The following is a 15683-nucleotide window of genomic DNA, read 5'->3' as shown; positions in this document are numbered from 1 at the left end:
CTCAGGCCTCCCCCGCCCCCGACCGCTCGCGCCGCCGGCGCGCGCCGAGGTCGACGAGGGACACCGCGAGCGCGGCCGCGACGAACAGGGCGGCCGCGAGGAGCCCCGTCCCATACGCGTCGTGGAACACCGCGCTCCCGCTGCGGGTGCCGTCCTCGCGGTAAATCGTCGAGTAGAACATCGACAGCGCGATCGCCGCCCCGATGGCGTTGCCCACGCGCTGGCCCAGCTGACCGACGGATCCGGCCAGGCCGCCCTCCGAGGGCGGGATCTCCGCGAGCGTCAGCGTCTGGTTCGGCGAGATGACGAACCCGCCGCCGACGCCGCCGAGCGCGAGCGCCACGACCATGAGCCAGGGCGTCACCTCGTCGGAGGCGAGCCGGGCGATGGCGACGAGGGCGACGATCGCGACGAGGACGACCGCGAGGCCGAACACGACCAGGGCGCGGCCGTACCGCGCGACGATGCGCCCGCCGTACCACGAGGTGACGGCGCTCATCAGGGCGAAGCCGATCGTGACCATGCCCGCGAACACCGCCTCGAGGCCCAGCCCGGCCTGAAGGTAGAGCGCCGTGAGCAGGAAAACCGACGGCAGGGCGGCGAAGTAGAGGGTCTGGAGCGCCGTGCCGTTGCGCCAGGACATGATCCGGAACAGCCGCAGCGGCACGAGCGGCGAGCGACCGCGTGCGGCGTATCGGCGCTCCCACGCGACGAACGCCGCAGCGAACAGCGTGCACGGCACGAGCAGCCACCAGCGCTCGGGGGCGTCGCTCGGGGATCCGGTCGTGAAGAGGAAGGGCAGCATCAGCGTCGCTACGACCAGCGCGAACAGGGCGAGCCCGACCGGGTCGAGGGTGAGGGCTGCGGTGCTGGGGCGCCGCACCTCGGGCAGCGCGCGCGCCGCGAGGATGAGCACGGCGAGGCACAGCGGCACGTTCATCCAGAAGATCCAGCGCCAGCCGTCCTCGGGACCGCCGAGCGCGATGAGGAGGCCGCCGAGGGTCGGGCCGAACGCCGTCGAGAGTCCGATGACCGCGCCGAACAGCCCGAACGCGGCACCGCGCTCCTTGCCCTGGAACACCTGCTGAATCGTGCCCATCACCTGGGGCATCTGGATTCCCGCGGCGATGCCCTGCAGGAAGCGCCCGATGACGAGGACCCAGATGTTCGGCGCGAGCGCGCACACGATGCTCGTCACCATGAAGGACGACAGGCCCACGATCATGAGCGTGCGGCGCGAACGCTGGTCGCCGATGCGCCCGAAGGGCACGAGCGTCAGGCCGAAGGCGAGGATGTAGCCCGACACGACGAGCTGCAGCTCCGTGGATCCGCCGCCGAGCGCGCTCTCGATCGAGGCGAGACCGACGTTGACCTTCGAGATGTCGAGGATCGTGAGCGCGGCGACCGAGACGCACACCCAGAAGGCGCGCCAGCGCCCGGCGTGGTCGAGGTCGATCGCGCGGGTCTGAGGGGGTTCGCCGGCGCTCGTCATGATGTGACCAGGCTAGCCGGCCGGGTCAGAACGGCAGGAGCGGATCCACGGCCACGGCGAGGAACACAAGCGTGAGGTACGTGATGGACGCGTGGAAGACGCGCATGGGGCGCGCCTCGGATCCCTGCTCCACGCCCGCCGCCGCGCGCACCGACATCGTGTACATCCGGTGGGACTCGTAGAGGAACCACGCGCCGAACACGAGCGCGCACGCGGTGTACACGAGCCCCATGCCGGCCACGGGGATCAGCAGGAGCGAGCAGGCGACCGTCGCCCACGCATACAGCACGACCTGCAGGCCGACCTGCGCGCCGGACCGCGTCGCGCCGAGCATCGGCACGTCGGTCTCGTCGTAATCGGCGGCGTACTTGATCGACAGTGGCCAGTAGTGCGGCGGCGTCCAGAGGAACACGAGCGCGAAGAGCACAAAGGCCGCCCAGTCGAGCGAGTTCGTCACGGCGGCCCAGCCGATGAGCACGGGGAAGCACCCGGCGATCCCGCCCCACACGATGTTCTGCTCGGTGTGGCGCTTGAGCAGGATCGTGTAGATGACGGCGTAGAAGAAAATCGCGACGACGGAGAGGACGGTCGTCAGCAGGTTCGTGAAGGCGAGGAACCACACGGCCTGGATCACGGCGAGCGACCAGGCGAACACGAGGGCCTGGCGCGGCGTCACATCGCCCGTCACGATGGGGCGATTCCGCGTGCGCCGCATCTTCGCGTCGATGTCGCGGTCGATGTACATGTTGAAGGCCGCCGCGGATCCCGCGCTCATCGCGCCGCCGAGGACGGTCGCCGCGACGAGCCACAGGTTGGGCACGCCCCCGGCCGCGAGGAACATCACGGGAACCGTTGAGACGAGCAGGAGCTCCATCACGCGCGGCTTCGTCAGCGCGACGTACGCCGCAATCGTCCGGCGGATGTCGCGGGTCCGCCCAGTCTGCTCGGCGCCCGCGGGCACGGCATCGGGGCGAGACGTCGTCGACACGGCTGTGGCCTCCCGGTTGTTCACTCTGCGCGTAACCACCCCAGTCTAGGCCAGGCCCCACGGCCGAGACGACCAGCGTCCTCACAACCTCACGTGACCGCCCACCGCGGGATGAGCAGCCCGAAACGGCCCCGACTCGCGCGGGGAACCGCCCCGTCGTCATCGGTCGACACCCTGGAGCGGGTACCCCGGCGAGTCACTATGCTGGGGCCGGAAAGCGCGTCGACGCTCGCGGGCCCTCGCCCGAGACTCCGGCGGAAGGTCACACGGACCGCGGCGCATTCACCCCCTCAAGAAAGGCACCCGGTGACGGAACTGCGTTGGGACGAGATTGATCGACGTGCTGTCGACACGGCGCGAGTGCTGGCGGCTGACGCCGTCGAGAAGGTGGGCAACGGGCACCCGGGAACCGCCATGAGCCTGGCGCCGGCGGCGTATCTGCTCTACCAGCGCGTCATGAACCACGACCCCGCCGACACCCACTGGCCGGGACGCGACCGCTTCATCCTGTCGGCGGGGCACTCCTCGCTGACCCAGTACGTGCAGCTGTACCTCGGCGGCTTCGGGCTTGAGCTCGACGACCTGAAGGCGCTGCGCACGTGGGGCTCCAAGACCCCCGGGCACCCCGAGTTCGGCGAGACCGACGGCGTCGAGATCACCACGGGCCCGCTCGGGCAGGGCCTCGCCTCCTCCGTCGGCTTCGCCTACGCCCAGCGCTACGAGCGTGGGCTGTTCGACCCCGAGGCCCCCGCGGGCGAGAGCCCCTTTGACCACTTCGTGTACGTCATCGCCTCGGACGGCGACGTGCAGGAGGGCGTGACGAGCGAGGCCTCGTCGCTCGCCGGCCACCAGGAGCTCGGCAACCTTGTCGTCCTCTACGACGCCAACCAGATCTCGATCGAGGACGACACCGACGTGGCGTTCACCGAGGACGTCGCCGCCCGCTATGAGGCGTACGGCTGGCACGTCCAGGAGGTCGACTGGAAGAAGACCGGCGAGTATGTCGAGGACGCCGCCGCCCTGTTCGCCGCGATCGAGGCCGCGAAGGCCGAGACCGGCAAGCCCTCGCTCATCGTGCTCAAGACGATCATCGGCTGGCCGGCCCCCGGCAAGCAGAACACGGGCGGGATCCACGGATCCGCCCTCGGCGGCGACGAGCTTGCGGCGACGAAGTCCGTCATGGGCTTCGACCCCGAGAAGTCCTTCGACGTCGCGGACGACGTGATCGCGCACACCCGCTCGCTGGCCGAGCGGGGCGCCGCGGCGCACGCCGCGTGGCAGGAGAAGTTCGACGCCTGGGCCGCGGCCAACCCCGAGCGCAAGGCGCTGTGGGACCGGCTCGAGGCCGGCGAGCTCCCGGAGAACATCGCCGACGCGCTGCCGCGGTTCGAGGCGGGCAAGGGCATCGCGACCCGCGCCGCCTCCGGCAAGGTCCTGAACGCCCTCGCCGCCGAGCTGCCCGAGCTGTGGGGCGGATCCGCCGACCTCGCGGGCAGCAACAACACGACGATCGACGGCGCCGCGTCCTTCATCCCGGCCGCGCGCTCGACCGCGAAGTTCGCCGGAAACCCCTACGGCCGCGTGCTGCACTTCGGCATCCGCGAGCACGCCATGGCGGCGATCCTGAACGGCATCACGCTGCACGGCAAGACGCGCTCCTACGGCGGCACCTTCCTGCAGTTCGCCGACTACATGCGTCCGGCCGTGCGCCTCGCCGCGCTCATGAACATCCCGACCATCTTCGTCTGGACGCACGACTCGGTCGCGCTGGGCGAGGACGGCCCGACGCACCAGCCGATTGAGCACCTCGCGGCGCTCCGCGCGATCCCGAACCTGGCCGTCGTGCGCCCCGCCGACGCGAACGAGACCGCGGCCGTGTGGCTCGAGATCCTCGCCCGCCGCAGCGGGCCGGCCGGACTCGCGCTCACCCGTCAGGGCGTTCCGACGTTCGAGCGCGGCGAGGGCGAGGCGACCGGGGACGGCTTCGCGTCGGCGTCGCTCGCGGCGCGCGGCGCGTACGTGCTGCAGGAGGCCCCGGGCGGCACGCCCGACGTCATCCTCATCGCCACGGGATCCGAGGTCCAGCTCGCCGTCGAGGCGCGCGAGAAGCTCGCGGCCGAGGGCGTCTCCGCCCGCGTGGTCTCCGCCCCGTCGCTCGAGTGGTTCGCCGAGCAGAGCGAGGAGTACCGCGAGAGCGTCCTGCCGGCCGCCGTGCGGGCGCGCGTCTCCGTCGAGGCGGGCATCGCGATGCCGTGGCGCGCCATCGTGGGCGACACGGGCCGCTCGGTGTCGATCGATCACTTCGGCGCGTCCGCCGACTACCAGACCCTGTTCGAGAAGTTCGGTGTCACCACCGACGCGGTCGTCGAGGCCGCACGCGAGACCCTCAAGGAGAACGCATGACCTCCCCCACCGCCCAGCTCGCCGCCGCCGGCGTCAGCATCTGGCTCGACGACCTCTCCCGCGAGCGCATCTCGTCCGGGAACCTCGCCGAGCTCATCGAGTCGCGCACCGTCACGGGCGTCACGACGAACCCGACGATCTTCGCGGGCGCGCTGTCCAACGGCGCCTCCTACGAGAGCAAGGTCGCGGCCCTCGCGTCCGCCGACGCGTCGATCGACGAGGCGATCTTCTCGATCACGACGGAGGACGTGCGCGACGCCTGCGACATCTTCCGCCCGGTCTACGACGCCACGGGCTCGCTCGACGGCCGCGTGTCGATCGAGGTCTCCCCCGACCTCGCGCACGACACCGAGGCGACGATCGCCCAGGCGAAGGACCTGTTCGCGCGCGTCGACCGCGAGAACGTGCTCATCAAGATCCCGGCTACCAAGGCCGGCCTGCCCGCGATCACCGAAGTGATCGGCGCCGGCATCAGCGTCAACGTCACGCTGATCTTCAGCCTCGAGCGCTACGCCGAGGTCATCGACGCATACCTGGCGGGCCTCGAGAAGGCGCGCGAGGCGGGCATCGACCTCGCCGGGATCCACTCGGTCGCCTCGTTCTTCGTGTCGCGCGTCGACACGGAGGTCGACAAGCGCCTCGCGGCCATCGGCACGGACGAGGCCCTCGCCCTCAAGTCGAAGGCGGGCGTCGCGAACGCGCGGCTCGCGTTCGAGCTCTACGAGGAGAAGTTCGCGGGCGAGCGCGCCCGTGGCCTCGTGGCGGCGGGCGCGAACGCGCAGCGTCCGCTCTGGGCATCGACGGGCGTGAAGGACCCCGCGCTGCCCGACACGCTGTACGTGACGGAGCTCGTCGCGCCCGGCACCGTCAACACCATGCCGGAGAAGACGCTCGAGGCAACGTTCGACCACGCCGAGGTCACGGGCGACACCGTTACCACGCAGTACGCGGACGCGCACGGCGTCTTCGAGGCGCTGGCCGCCGTCGGCGTGGACTTCGCGGACGTCACGCAGGTGCTCGAGGACGAGGGCGTCGAGAAGTTCATCGCGTCCTGGCACGAGCTCCAGGCCACGGTCGAGCAGGCGCTCAAGGCCGCGAAGTGACCTTCTCCGTCCATGTCTCGGGCGCCGTCGCCGGCGCCGTCGACCAGTGGCTCCCGACGCTCACGAGCGAGCTCGTGGCGTCGGGGATCACGGCGGGCGACCCCACCCTGTGGGGCCCCGCCGCCAAGGCCGAGGCGACCGTGCGCCTCGGCTGGGTCGACGCCGTCACGACGTCGCGTCCGCTCGTGCCGCAGATCCTCGCGCTGCGCGAGGATCTCGCGGCCGACGGCGTGACGCGCGTCGTGCTGGCCGGCATGGGCGGATCCTCACTCGCCCCCGAGGTGATTGCCCAGACGTCGGGCATCGACCTCACGGTCCTCGACTCGACCGCGCCGAGCCAGGTGCTCGACGCGGTCGACGACGACCTCACCCGCACCGTGCTGGTGGTGTCCTCCAAGTCCGGCTCGACGGTCGAGACCGACGCGCAGCGGCGGGCCTTCGCCGCCGCCTTCCGCGACCTCGGCATCGACCCCGCCACCCGGATCGTCGTCGTGACCGACCCCGGCTCCCCGCTGGAGGAGACGGCGGCTGCGGAGGGCTACCGGGTTTTCCACGCCGACCCGAACGTCGGCGGCCGCTACTCCGCGCTCACGGCGTTCGGGCTCGTCCCCGCGGGCCTCGCGGGCGCCGACATCGGCGAGCTCCTCGACGAGGCCGAGGCGAGCATGCTGCAGGTCGCCATCGACAGCCCGGACAACCCGGCGCTCGTCCTCGCCGCGGCGATCGCGGGCACGTCCCCGCGTCGCGACAAGCTCGCGCTCGTCGAGGCCGGCACGCACATCGTGGGACTGCCCGCCTGGATCGAGCAGCTGATCGCCGAGTCCACCGGCAAGGAGGGCACCGGGATCCTGCCCGTGCCGCTCCTCGACGTCTCTCCCGAAGTCGAGAACCCGCCCGCCGACCTCGTCGTGTGCCGCCTCGTCGACGACGCCCACGAGTCGGCGGGCCGCCACCACGGCGAGATCCTCGTCAGCGGCACGCTGGGCGCGCAGTTCCTCGTCTGGGAGCACGCGACCGCCATCGCGGGCCGGATCCTCGGCATCAACCCGTTCGACCAGCCCGACGTCGAGTCGGCCAAGGCCGCCACGCGCGCGCTGCTGGACGATCGCCCCGAGCTCGCGGCCCCCGCCTTCACGGAGGGCGGCATCGAGGTGCGCGTCTCGGATCCGCTGCTCGCGGAGTCCGGCACGATCGCCGGCGTCCTCGACGCGCTCTGGGCGCGCCTCGGGGAGGACGGCTACGTCGCCATCCAGGCCTACCTCGACCGCACGGACGTGCCGCACCTGGCCGGACTGCGCGAGATGGTGGCCGCCGACTCGGGCCGCCCCACAACGTTCGGGTGGGGCCCGCGCTTTCTGCACTCGACGGGGCAGCTCCACAAGGGCGGGCCCCGGACGGGAGTGTTCCTCCAGCTGACGGAGCGCTCCGAGAAGGACCTCGAGATCCCCGGGCGTCCCTTCACGTTTGGGCAGCTCATCGAGGCGCAGGCCGCCGGAGACGCGGGCGTCCTCGCCGGCCTCGGCCGCCCCGTCGTCACGCTGACCCTGACCGACCCCCAGGCCGAAGTGCTCCCGCTCTTCGAAGCCGCTTCCTAACCTCGCCTCTCAAGGGAAATATGTCTGCTCCCATCCAGCGCGGCGTGAACCCGCTGCGTGACAGCGACGATCGCCGCCTCAGCCGCATCGCCGGCCCGAGCGCCCTCGTCATCTTCGGCGTGACGGGCGACCTGTCGCGCAAGAAGCTCATGCCCGCCGTCTACGACCTCGCCAACCGCGGGCTCCTCCCCCCGGGCTTCGCGCTCGTGGGGTTCGCCCGCCGCGACTGGGACGACCAGGACTTCGCGCAGGTCGTGCACGACGCCGTCAAGCAGCACTCGCGCACCGAGTTCCGCGAGGAGACCTGGCAGCAGCTCGTGCAGGGAATCCGCTTCGTACAGGGCGAGTTCAACGATGCCGCGGCGTTCGCGCGCCTGCGCGAGACGATCGACACGCTCGACCGCGAGCGCGGCACGATGGGGAACCACGCGTTCTACCTCTCGATCCCGCCGAAGTCGTTCCCCGACGTCGCCCAGCAGCTACTGAACTCCGGACTCGTCGACGAGTCCGCGGAGAGCGGGGACCGCTGGCGACGCGTCGTCATCGAGAAGCCCTTCGGCCACGACCTCGAGTCGGCGCGCGAGCTGAACGACGCCCTCGAGGCCGCCTTCCCGAGCGATTCGATCTTCCGCATCGACCACTACCTCGGCAAGGAGACGGTGCAGAACATCCTCGCGATGCGCTTCGCGAACGAGCTGTACGAGCCGCTGTGGAATCGCAACCACATCGACCACGTGCAGATCACGATGGCCGAGGACATCGGCGTCGGCGGGCGCGCGGGGTACTACGACGGCGTGGGCGCGGCCCGCGACGTCATCCAGAACCACCTCCTTCAGCTCCTCGCCCTCACGGCGATGGAGGAGCCCATCAGCCTCTCGGCCGAGCACCTGCGCGCCGAGAAGGAGAAGGTGCTCGCCGCCGTGCGCCTGCCAGAGGACCTCTCGACCGCCACGGCGCGCGGGCAGTACGCCGGCGGCTGGCAGGGCGGCGAGGAGGTCACGGGGTTCCTCGACGAGGACGGGATGAACCCGCGCTCGACGACCGAGACCTACGCCGCCATCAAGGTGGGCATCGAGACGCGCCGCTGGGCCGGCGTCCCGTTCTACCTCCGCACGGGCAAGCGCCTCGGCCGCCGCGTCACCGAGATCGCCGTCGTGTTCAAGCGCGCGCCCGAGCACCTCTTCTCGCGCGGCCGCGACCGCTCCGAGCTCGGTCAGAACGCGCTCGTCATCCGCGTGCAGCCCGACGAGGGCGTGACGCTGCGCTTCGGCTCCAAGGTCCCGGGCAACGGCACGCACGTGCGCGACGTGACGATGGACTTCGGCTACGGGCACGCGTTCACCGAGGCGAGCCCCGAGGCATACGAGCGCCTCATCCTCGACGTCCTCCTGGGCGACCCCCCGCTCTTCCCGCGCCACGAGGAGGTCGAGCTGTCCTGGCGGATCCTCGACCCGATCGAGAAATATTGGGCCTCGCTAAACGAGCCCCTCGAACAGTACGAGCCGGGCTCCTGGGGTCCCCAGTCGGCCGATGCCCTGCTGCAGCAGGATGGACGCGTCTGGAGGCGCCCGTGATCATCGATCTCAACGAGACCACCGTCAGCACGGTGGCCCGCAAGCTCGTCAGCGTGCGCGAGGAGGGCGGCGCGGTCGCCCTCGGCCGCGTGCTGACCCTCATCATCAAGAGCGACTACCGCCCTGTCGAGGAGGCGATCGAGGCCGCGAACGACGCCTCGCGCGAGCACCCCATGCGCGTCATCGTCCTCGTGACGCATCCCGAGGACGCCTCGCGCCTCGACGCGCAGATCCGCGTGGGCGGCGACGCCGGTGCGAGCGAGGTCGTCATCCTCCGCGCCCACGGCGACGCGGGCAGCAACCCCGAGTCGCTCGTGACGGGCCTCCTGCTCCCCGACGCTCCCGTCGTCGTGTGGTGGCCCGATTCTCCGCCGGCCGCGCCCGCGCTCGATCCGCTCGGTCGCATCGCCCACCGCCGCATCACCGACTCGTCGACCTCGCCGGAGGCGGCGGATCGCCTGCAGCGCCTCGACGAGACGTATCGCCCGGGCGACACGGACCTCGCGTGGACCCGCCTGACCAGGTGGCGCGAGCAGCTGGCCTCCGTGCTCGACCAGCCCCCGTACGAGGACGTCACGGCCGTCGAGGTGCGCGGCGCGAGCACGTCGCCGTCGACCGCGCTCCTGGCCGCCTGGCTCGGCCTCGCGCTCGAGGTGCCGGTCGCGTGGCAGTACGAGCGCCCGAGCACGTGGGATCACGGGATCCACTCGGTGCGCCTGGCGCGCCCGAGCGGCGACATCCTCCTCGAGCGGCACTCGCCGACGCACGCCACGCTGACGCAGCCGGGCCAGCCCGATCACGACCTCCTCCTGCCGCGCCGCTCGCTGCGCGAGTGCCTCGCCGAGGAGCTGCGCCGCCTCGACCCCGACCGGCTCTACGGCCGCGTCATCACCGACGGATGGGACGCGCTCCGCGCGCCCGCCGAGACGCACGGCACCGCGGCGGTCCCGACGATCCCGAGTGACCACGCGGAGTCAGCAGAGTGAGCGCCGAGGTGGAGTTCGTCGAGCTGCCGACCAAGGCCGACGTCGCGCAGCGTGCGGCCGAGCGCCTCGTCGCGGAGCTCATCCCGCTGACCGCCAGCGAGAACGTGGCGCACGTCGCGCTGACGGGCGGATCCCTCGGGATCGCCACGCTCGAGGCCATCGCGGACCTTCCCGAGCGAGCCGACGTCGCCTGGTCGCGCGTGCACCTGTGGTGGAGCGACGAGCGGTTCGTGCCCCGCTTCGACGCCGAGCGCAATTCGCGCCAGGCCCGCGTGGCGTTGCTCGACGCACTCGATCTGCCCGACGTGAACGTGCACGAGCCGTGGGCGACCGAGGACGGCACGCTCGACGACGCCGCCCGCGCCTACGCGGACGAGCTCGCGGCGCACGCCGCCGAGGGGGCCCAGGCGCCCGCGTTCGACGTGTGCCTGCTCGGCATGGGGCCCGACGCGCACGTCGCGTCGCTCTTCCCCGGCCGCGACGAGGTCCACGTCACGGGAGCGACCGTGCTCCCCGTCCGGAACTCCCCCAAGCCGCCGCCGGAGCGCGTGACGTTCACGCTGCCGGTCATCAACGCGTCCGCTCGCGTCTGGCTGGTCGTCTCGGGCGCGGACAAGGCCGAGGCGGTCGCGCAGGTCCGTTCGGGCGCCGACGCCTCCGACGCCCCCGCCGCGGCCGTGCGCGGCACCGCGGAGACGGTGATGTTCGTCGCGCGCGACGCGCTGTAGGCCACGAGACGCGACGACGCGGCCCCGCGGATCCGATGAGGATACCGCGGGGCCGCGTCGTCGTGTGTGTGCCGGGTCTACGCCCCGCGCTTGTCGCGGAGCTTCTGGAGGGCCTCCTCGAGCAGGCCGTCGGCCTCCTCGTCGGTGCGGCGCTCCTTCACGTAGGCGAGGTGCGTCTTGTACGGCTCGTTCTTCTCGGGCGCGGGCGGGTTGTCCTTGTCGCGCCCGGCCGGGAGGCCGCTCTTGGGGTGGTCGACGATCGCGGGGATCTCCTCGTCGGGGATGTCCGCCGAGTAGTACTTCACGACCTCGTTGCCCAGGCCGTCCCAGTAGGTGATCGCCACCCGCTCGGCCTGGTGGCCGTGGTCCTGCTCCCCCATCGGGCCGGACCCGACGCGGGTCCCGCGGATCGCGCTCGCGCCGCCGGCCATCAGAGGACCTGGAACTTCGTGATCAGGCCGAGGCCGACGATCGAGAGGAACCACACGAGCGCGAGGACGATCGTCAGGTAGTTGAGCATGCGCTCGGCGGATCCGGACGAGCTGACCGCCTGCGTCATGCCGCCCCCGAACATGTCGGAGAGGCCGCCGCCGCGGCCCTTGTGCATGAGGATGAACAGCGTCAGCAGGAGGCTCGTGATGCCGAGCAGGACCTGCAGAACGATCTCGAGAATCTGCACGGTGTGGCCTTTCCTTCGTGCCCGCCAGTCGGCGCACACAAGCAAACAGTATACGGGGCGGGAAGGGCCCGGCGGGGCGCGCCTCGGCGGCGCGCCCCGCCGGATCCTCACACGCCGACGTGCTTCTGGTAGCGAATGATCGCGCTGAACTCGTCGACCTTGAGGCTGCCCCCGCCGACGAGCGCGCCGTCGATGTCGGGCTCGCGCATGAAGGCGGCGATGTTGCCCGACTTCACGGATCCGCCGTAGAGCACGCGCGTGCGCTCCGCCGCATCCGCGCCGAGCTTCTCCCGAATCACGTCGCGCAGCTTCTGGCAGACCTCCTGCGCCTGCTCGGGCGTCGCGGCCTGGCCGGACCCGATCGCCCAGACCGGCTCGTATGCGACGACGATCTCGGACGTCGCCGACGCCGACTCCAGCGCCTTCTCGAGCTGCGCGACCGGCACGGCGCTCGCGCCGAACTTCTCGAGGTCCTCGCTCGTCTCCCCCACGCAGATGACCGGGACGAGCGCGTGCTTCAGGGCCTGCGCCACCTTCGCGGCGACGACCGCGTCGTCCTCCGCGTGGTACTCGCGCCGCTCCGAGTGCCCGATGATGACGGATCCGCAGTTCAGCTTCGCGAGGAACTCGCCCGAGATCTCGCCCGTGTACGCGCCGGAGTCGTGCGTCGACAGGTCCTGGGCGCCGAGCCCGAAGGGGATCTTGTCGGCGTCGAGGAGCGTCTGCACGCTGCGCAGGTCGGTGAACGGCGGGAACACCGTGACGTCGACCGAGTCGGCCTCGTGCCCGGCGTCCTTGAGGCTCCAGTGGAGCTTCTGCACGAGCGCGACCGCCTGCAGGTGGTCGAGGTTCATCTTCCAGTTGCCCGCAATCAGCGGGGTACGGCTCACGCCCATCCGAGGACCTCCAGTCCGGGAAGCTTCTTGCCCTCGAGGAACTCGAGGCTGGCGCCGCCGCCGGTCGACACGTGGCCGAACTGGTCGTCGGCGAATCCGAGGGTGCGCGCGGCCGCGGCCGAGTCGCCGCCCCCGACGACCGTGAGGCCGCTCGCGCGGGTGAGGGCGTCGGCCACGGCGCGCGTGCCCTCCGCGAAGGCCGGGAACTCGAACACGCCCATCGGACCGTTCCAGAACACGGTCGTCGACGACGCGATCGCGTCGGCGAACAGGCGCGCCGTCTCGGGCCCGATGTCGAGGCCGAGCGCGTCGGCGCCGAACTCCGTGCCCTCGAGCGCGTCGCTCGGGGCGACTGCGTGCCCGGCATCGGCCGAGAACGATGCGGCCATCTCGGAGTCGACGGGGAGGATGAGCTCGACGCCCTTCTCCTTCGCCGCCTGGATGTAGCCGCGGGCCGTCTCGATCTGATCGGTCTCCACGAGGCTCTTCCCGATCGCGTGCCCCTGGGCCGCGAGGAAGGTGTAGGCCATGCCGCCGCCGATGAGCAGCTTGTTCACGCGCGGCAGGAGGCTGTCGATGACGCCGAGCTTATCGCTCACCTTCGACCCGCCGAGAACCACCGTGTAGGGACGCTCGGGGGCCTCCAGCAGGCGCTCGAGCACGGACACCTCGTGCGCGACGAGCGTTCCGGCGGCGCTCGGGAGGATCTGTGCGAGGTCGTAGACGCTCGCCTGCTTGCGGTGGACGACGCCGAAGCCGTCCGACACCATCACGTCGGCGAAGGCCGCGAGCTGCTCCGCGAAGGCGCGGCGCTCGGCGTCGTCCTTCGCCGTCTCTCCCGCGTTAAAACGCAGGTTCTCGAGGACCGCGATCTGACCGTCCTCGAGCGCGTCGACGGCCTCCTGGGCGGCGGATCCCACGGTGTCGCTCGCGAACGCGACGGGGCGCCCGAGGAGCTCGCCGAGGCGCTCGGCGACCGGCGCGAGGGAGAACTGGGGGTCGGGCGCGCCCTTCGGGCGGCCGAGGTGGGAGGACGTCACGACGCGTGCGCCCGCGTCGAGCAGGGCCTTCAGCGTCGGGAGGGCCGCGCGCACGCGCCCGTCGTCCGTGATCCGCCCGTCGGAGAGCGGAACGTTGAAGTCGCAACGGACGAAGACGCGCTTACCCGCGAGGTCGCCCAGGGAATCAAGAGTTCGAAGTGTCATCGTTCGCCAATCTACCGCGAACGCCCGCCCGCACGCGCACGGTGTGCGCGGCGGACGGGCGTCCGGTCATCTCGGGGATGCGAGCCGTGAGGGCGTCTGGGTCAGAGCTGCCCGCCGACGTACACGGCGAGATCGACGAGGCGGTTCGAGTAGCCCCACTCGTTGTCGTACCAGGACGACACCTTGGCGAGGTTGCCGCTGACGCTCGTGAGGCCAGAGTCGAAGATCGACGAGTGCGCGTTGAGCTGGATGTCGCTCGAGACCAGCGGGTCGTCCGAGTACTGCAGAACACCCTTGAGGGGGCCCTCCGCGGCGGCCTGGTAGGCGGCGTTGATCTCGTCGGCGGTCAGACCGTCCTTCGTGACGAGCGTGAGGTCGACGATCGAGCCGGTCGGGACCGGAACGCGGTAGCTCGTGCCGTCCAGCTTGCCGTTGAGCTCGGGGAGGACGAGGCCGATCGCCTTCGCCGCGCCCGTCGAGGTCGGGACGATGTTGATCGCGGCGCCGCGCGCGCGGCGGAGGTCCTTGTGCGGGCCGTCCTGCAGGTTCTGGTCGGCCGTGTAGGCGTGCGCGGTCATCATGAAGCCGCGCTCGATGCCGAACGCGTCGTTGAAGACCTTGGCCAGCGGGGCGAGCGCGTTCGTCGTGCACGACGCGTTCGAGATCACGTGGTCGGTCTCGGGGTTGTAGTCCGTGTGGTTGACGCCCATGACGAACGTCGGGGCCGGGCCGCTCGCCGGGGCGGAGATGATGACCTTCTTCGCGCCGGCCTGGATGTGCTTCTCGGCGGCCTCGGGCTTCGTGAAGAAGCCGGTCGACTCGATGACGATGTCCACGCCGAGGTCGCCCCACGGGAGGTTGGCGGGGTCGCGCTCCGCGAACGCCTTGATCCGCGTGCCGTCCACCGTGATCGACTCGTCATCGAACGTGACGTCGCGGCCAAGGGGGCCTCCGACCGAGTCGAACTTCAGCAGCTGCGCGAGCGTCTTGTTGTCGGTGAGGTCGTTTACCGCGACAACCTCGATGTCGGCGCCCTGGGCGAGGGCGGCCCGAAGGAAGTTGCGTCCGATGCGGCCGAAGCCGTTGATACCGATCCGTGCGGACACTGTGTGTCTCCTCATGTGCATGCCCCGAGGGGCGATTGGTGGGTCTGGAAGAAAAGTGGGGGGCGTCGGGCCGGCGGATCCGCACTCCACCGGCCCGACCGGGGACTTAGTTCGCGACGAGCAGGCCCGCGGTCTTCTCGCGCGCCGTGTCGAAGCGAAGCTTCACGTTGTCCCAGTTGACAATGTTCCAGAACGCCTTGACGTAGTCCGCCTTGACGTTCTTGTAGTCCAGGTAGAAGGCGTGCTCCCACATGTCGAGCAGCAGCACGGGAACCGTGCCCGCCGCAAACTGCGACTGCTGGTCGAAGAACTGCTGGATGACGAGGTTCTTGCCGATCGAGTCCCAGAACACGCCCGCCCAGCCGGAGCCCTGGATGCCCAGCGCGGCGGCGGTGAACTGGCCCTGGAAGCCCTCGAAGGAGCCGAAGTGCTCGTCGATCGCCGCGGCGATCTCGCCCTCGGGACGCTCCTGGCCCTCGGGGGTGAGGTTCGTCCAGAAGATGGAGTGGTTCGTGTGGCCGCCGAGGTTGAACGCGAGGTCCTTCTCGAGCTTGTTGATCGAACCGAAGTTGCCGGACTCGCGGGCCTCCGCCATCTGCTCGAGCGCGGTGTTCGCGCCGGCGACGTACGTCGCGTGGTGCTTCGAGTGGTGAAGCTCCATGATCTGCGCGCTGATGTGGGGCTCGAGCGCGGCGTAGTCGTAGGTGAGTTCGGGAAGCGTGTACTTAGCCATAAGTCGCTTTCTCTTTCGTGCCGGTTTCTCGGCATCGCACGCTGCGATCCGAGCGGACAGTCATCATCCTAGTGACGGTGGCGCCGATGGTGGTCGGGCGCCGACATCTCGTTGCGACTCGCGCGCAAAGTCGGGCGGGATTACGCGGGCTCGCCCTGCGCCGGCACGGCCGACTCGGTGCCGGGGATGCCCTGG

General features: G+C 70.9%; 14 protein-coding genes. 6 read left to right on the top strand and 8 right to left on the bottom strand.

What is annotated here, in order from left to right; translation table 11 throughout:
- Window position 1 precedes the first annotated feature (1 nt).
- Window positions 2-1492, bottom strand: coding sequence for an MFS transporter (locus GJQ66_RS05145; protein WP_155048290.1), 1491 nt, complete (start codon window positions 1490-1492; stop codon window positions 2-4).
- A gap of 25 nt (window positions 1493-1517) precedes the next feature.
- Window positions 1518-2453, bottom strand: coding sequence for a heme o synthase (locus GJQ66_RS05140; RefSeq protein WP_368732739.1), 936 nt, complete (start codon window positions 2451-2453; stop codon window positions 1518-1520).
- 333 nt (window positions 2454-2786) lie between these two features.
- Between GJQ66_RS05140 and tkt the strand changes: the two genes are divergently transcribed.
- Genes tkt through pgl form a run of 6 tightly spaced genes read left to right on the top strand, consistent with a single transcriptional unit; the run spans window position 2787 to window position 10869 of the window.
- A complete protein-coding gene (gene tkt, locus GJQ66_RS05135) occupies window positions 2787-4883 on the top strand; it encodes a transketolase (protein ID WP_368732689.1) in 2097 nt (698 codons plus the stop codon).
- Window positions 4880-5986: a transaldolase gene (tal, locus tag GJQ66_RS05130; protein WP_155048288.1), complete on the top strand. Its 1107-nt coding sequence runs from the start codon at window positions 4880-4882 to the stop codon at window positions 5984-5986. The genes tkt and tal overlap by 4 nt, the downstream gene beginning before the upstream one ends.
- On the top strand, window positions 5983-7581 hold the full coding sequence (locus GJQ66_RS05125) for a glucose-6-phosphate isomerase (RefSeq protein WP_368732688.1): 1599 nt from the start codon (window positions 5983-5985) through the stop codon (window positions 7579-7581). The genes tal and GJQ66_RS05125 overlap by 4 nt, the downstream gene beginning before the upstream one ends.
- A gap of 20 nt (window positions 7582-7601) precedes the next feature.
- Window positions 7602-9155 carry a glucose-6-phosphate dehydrogenase gene (gene zwf / locus GJQ66_RS05120; protein WP_155048287.1) on the top strand — a complete coding sequence of 518 codons (1554 nt, stop codon included), beginning with the start codon at window positions 7602-7604 and terminating at the stop codon, window positions 9153-9155.
- A complete protein-coding gene (locus tag GJQ66_RS05115) occupies window positions 9152-10141 on the top strand; it encodes a glucose-6-phosphate dehydrogenase assembly protein OpcA (protein WP_368732687.1) in 990 nt (329 codons plus the stop codon). The genes zwf and GJQ66_RS05115 overlap by 4 nt, the downstream gene beginning before the upstream one ends.
- Window positions 10138-10869, top strand: coding sequence for a 6-phosphogluconolactonase (gene pgl, locus GJQ66_RS05110; RefSeq protein ID WP_368732686.1), 732 nt, complete (start codon window positions 10138-10140; stop codon window positions 10867-10869). The genes GJQ66_RS05115 and pgl overlap by 4 nt, the downstream gene beginning before the upstream one ends.
- A 77-nt stretch (window positions 10870-10946) precedes the next feature.
- Here pgl and GJQ66_RS05105 read toward each other — a convergent pair whose 3' ends face one another.
- The 6 genes from GJQ66_RS05105 to GJQ66_RS05080 all read right to left on the bottom strand — a co-directional run bounded on the left by GJQ66_RS05105 (window position 10947) and on the right by GJQ66_RS05080 (window position 15488).
- Complete coding sequence (locus tag GJQ66_RS05105; RefSeq protein ID WP_155048286.1) at window positions 10947-11300, bottom strand: RNA polymerase-binding protein RbpA; 354 nt, start codon at window positions 11298-11300, stop codon at window positions 10947-10949.
- Window positions 11300-11548: a preprotein translocase subunit SecG gene (gene secG / locus GJQ66_RS05100; protein ID WP_338100754.1), complete on the bottom strand. Its 249-nt coding sequence runs from the start codon at window positions 11546-11548 to the stop codon at window positions 11300-11302. The genes GJQ66_RS05105 and secG overlap by 1 nt, the downstream gene beginning before the upstream one ends.
- A 107-nt stretch (window positions 11549-11655) precedes the next feature.
- Entirely contained in the window at window positions 11656-12444 is a 789-nt protein-coding gene (tpiA, locus tag GJQ66_RS05095; RefSeq protein ID WP_155048284.1) for a triose-phosphate isomerase, read from the bottom strand.
- Window positions 12435-13649, bottom strand: a complete 1215-nt coding sequence (pgk, locus tag GJQ66_RS05090; RefSeq protein WP_155048283.1) for a phosphoglycerate kinase — start codon at window positions 13647-13649, stop codon at window positions 12435-12437. Before pgk ends, tpiA begins: the two co-directional genes overlap by 10 nt.
- Window positions 13650-13750: 101 nt before the next feature.
- Window positions 13751-14755, bottom strand: coding sequence for a type I glyceraldehyde-3-phosphate dehydrogenase (gene gap / locus GJQ66_RS05085; protein WP_368732685.1), 1005 nt, complete (start codon window positions 14753-14755; stop codon window positions 13751-13753).
- A 106-nt stretch (window positions 14756-14861) separates the two neighbouring features.
- Window positions 14862-15488: a superoxide dismutase gene (locus tag GJQ66_RS05080; RefSeq protein ID WP_155048281.1), complete on the bottom strand. Its 627-nt coding sequence runs from the start codon at window positions 15486-15488 to the stop codon at window positions 14862-14864.
- Window positions 15489-15683: the final 195 nt, after the last annotated feature.

Source organism: Microbacterium sp. ZXX196 (assembly GCF_009709595.1).
GTDB classification, from domain to species: domain Bacteria; phylum Actinomycetota; class Actinomycetes; order Actinomycetales; family Microbacteriaceae; genus Microbacterium; species Microbacterium excoecariae.
Note: the sequence above shows the minus strand (reverse complement) of the source record. Positions and strands in the feature narration are given on the sequence as shown.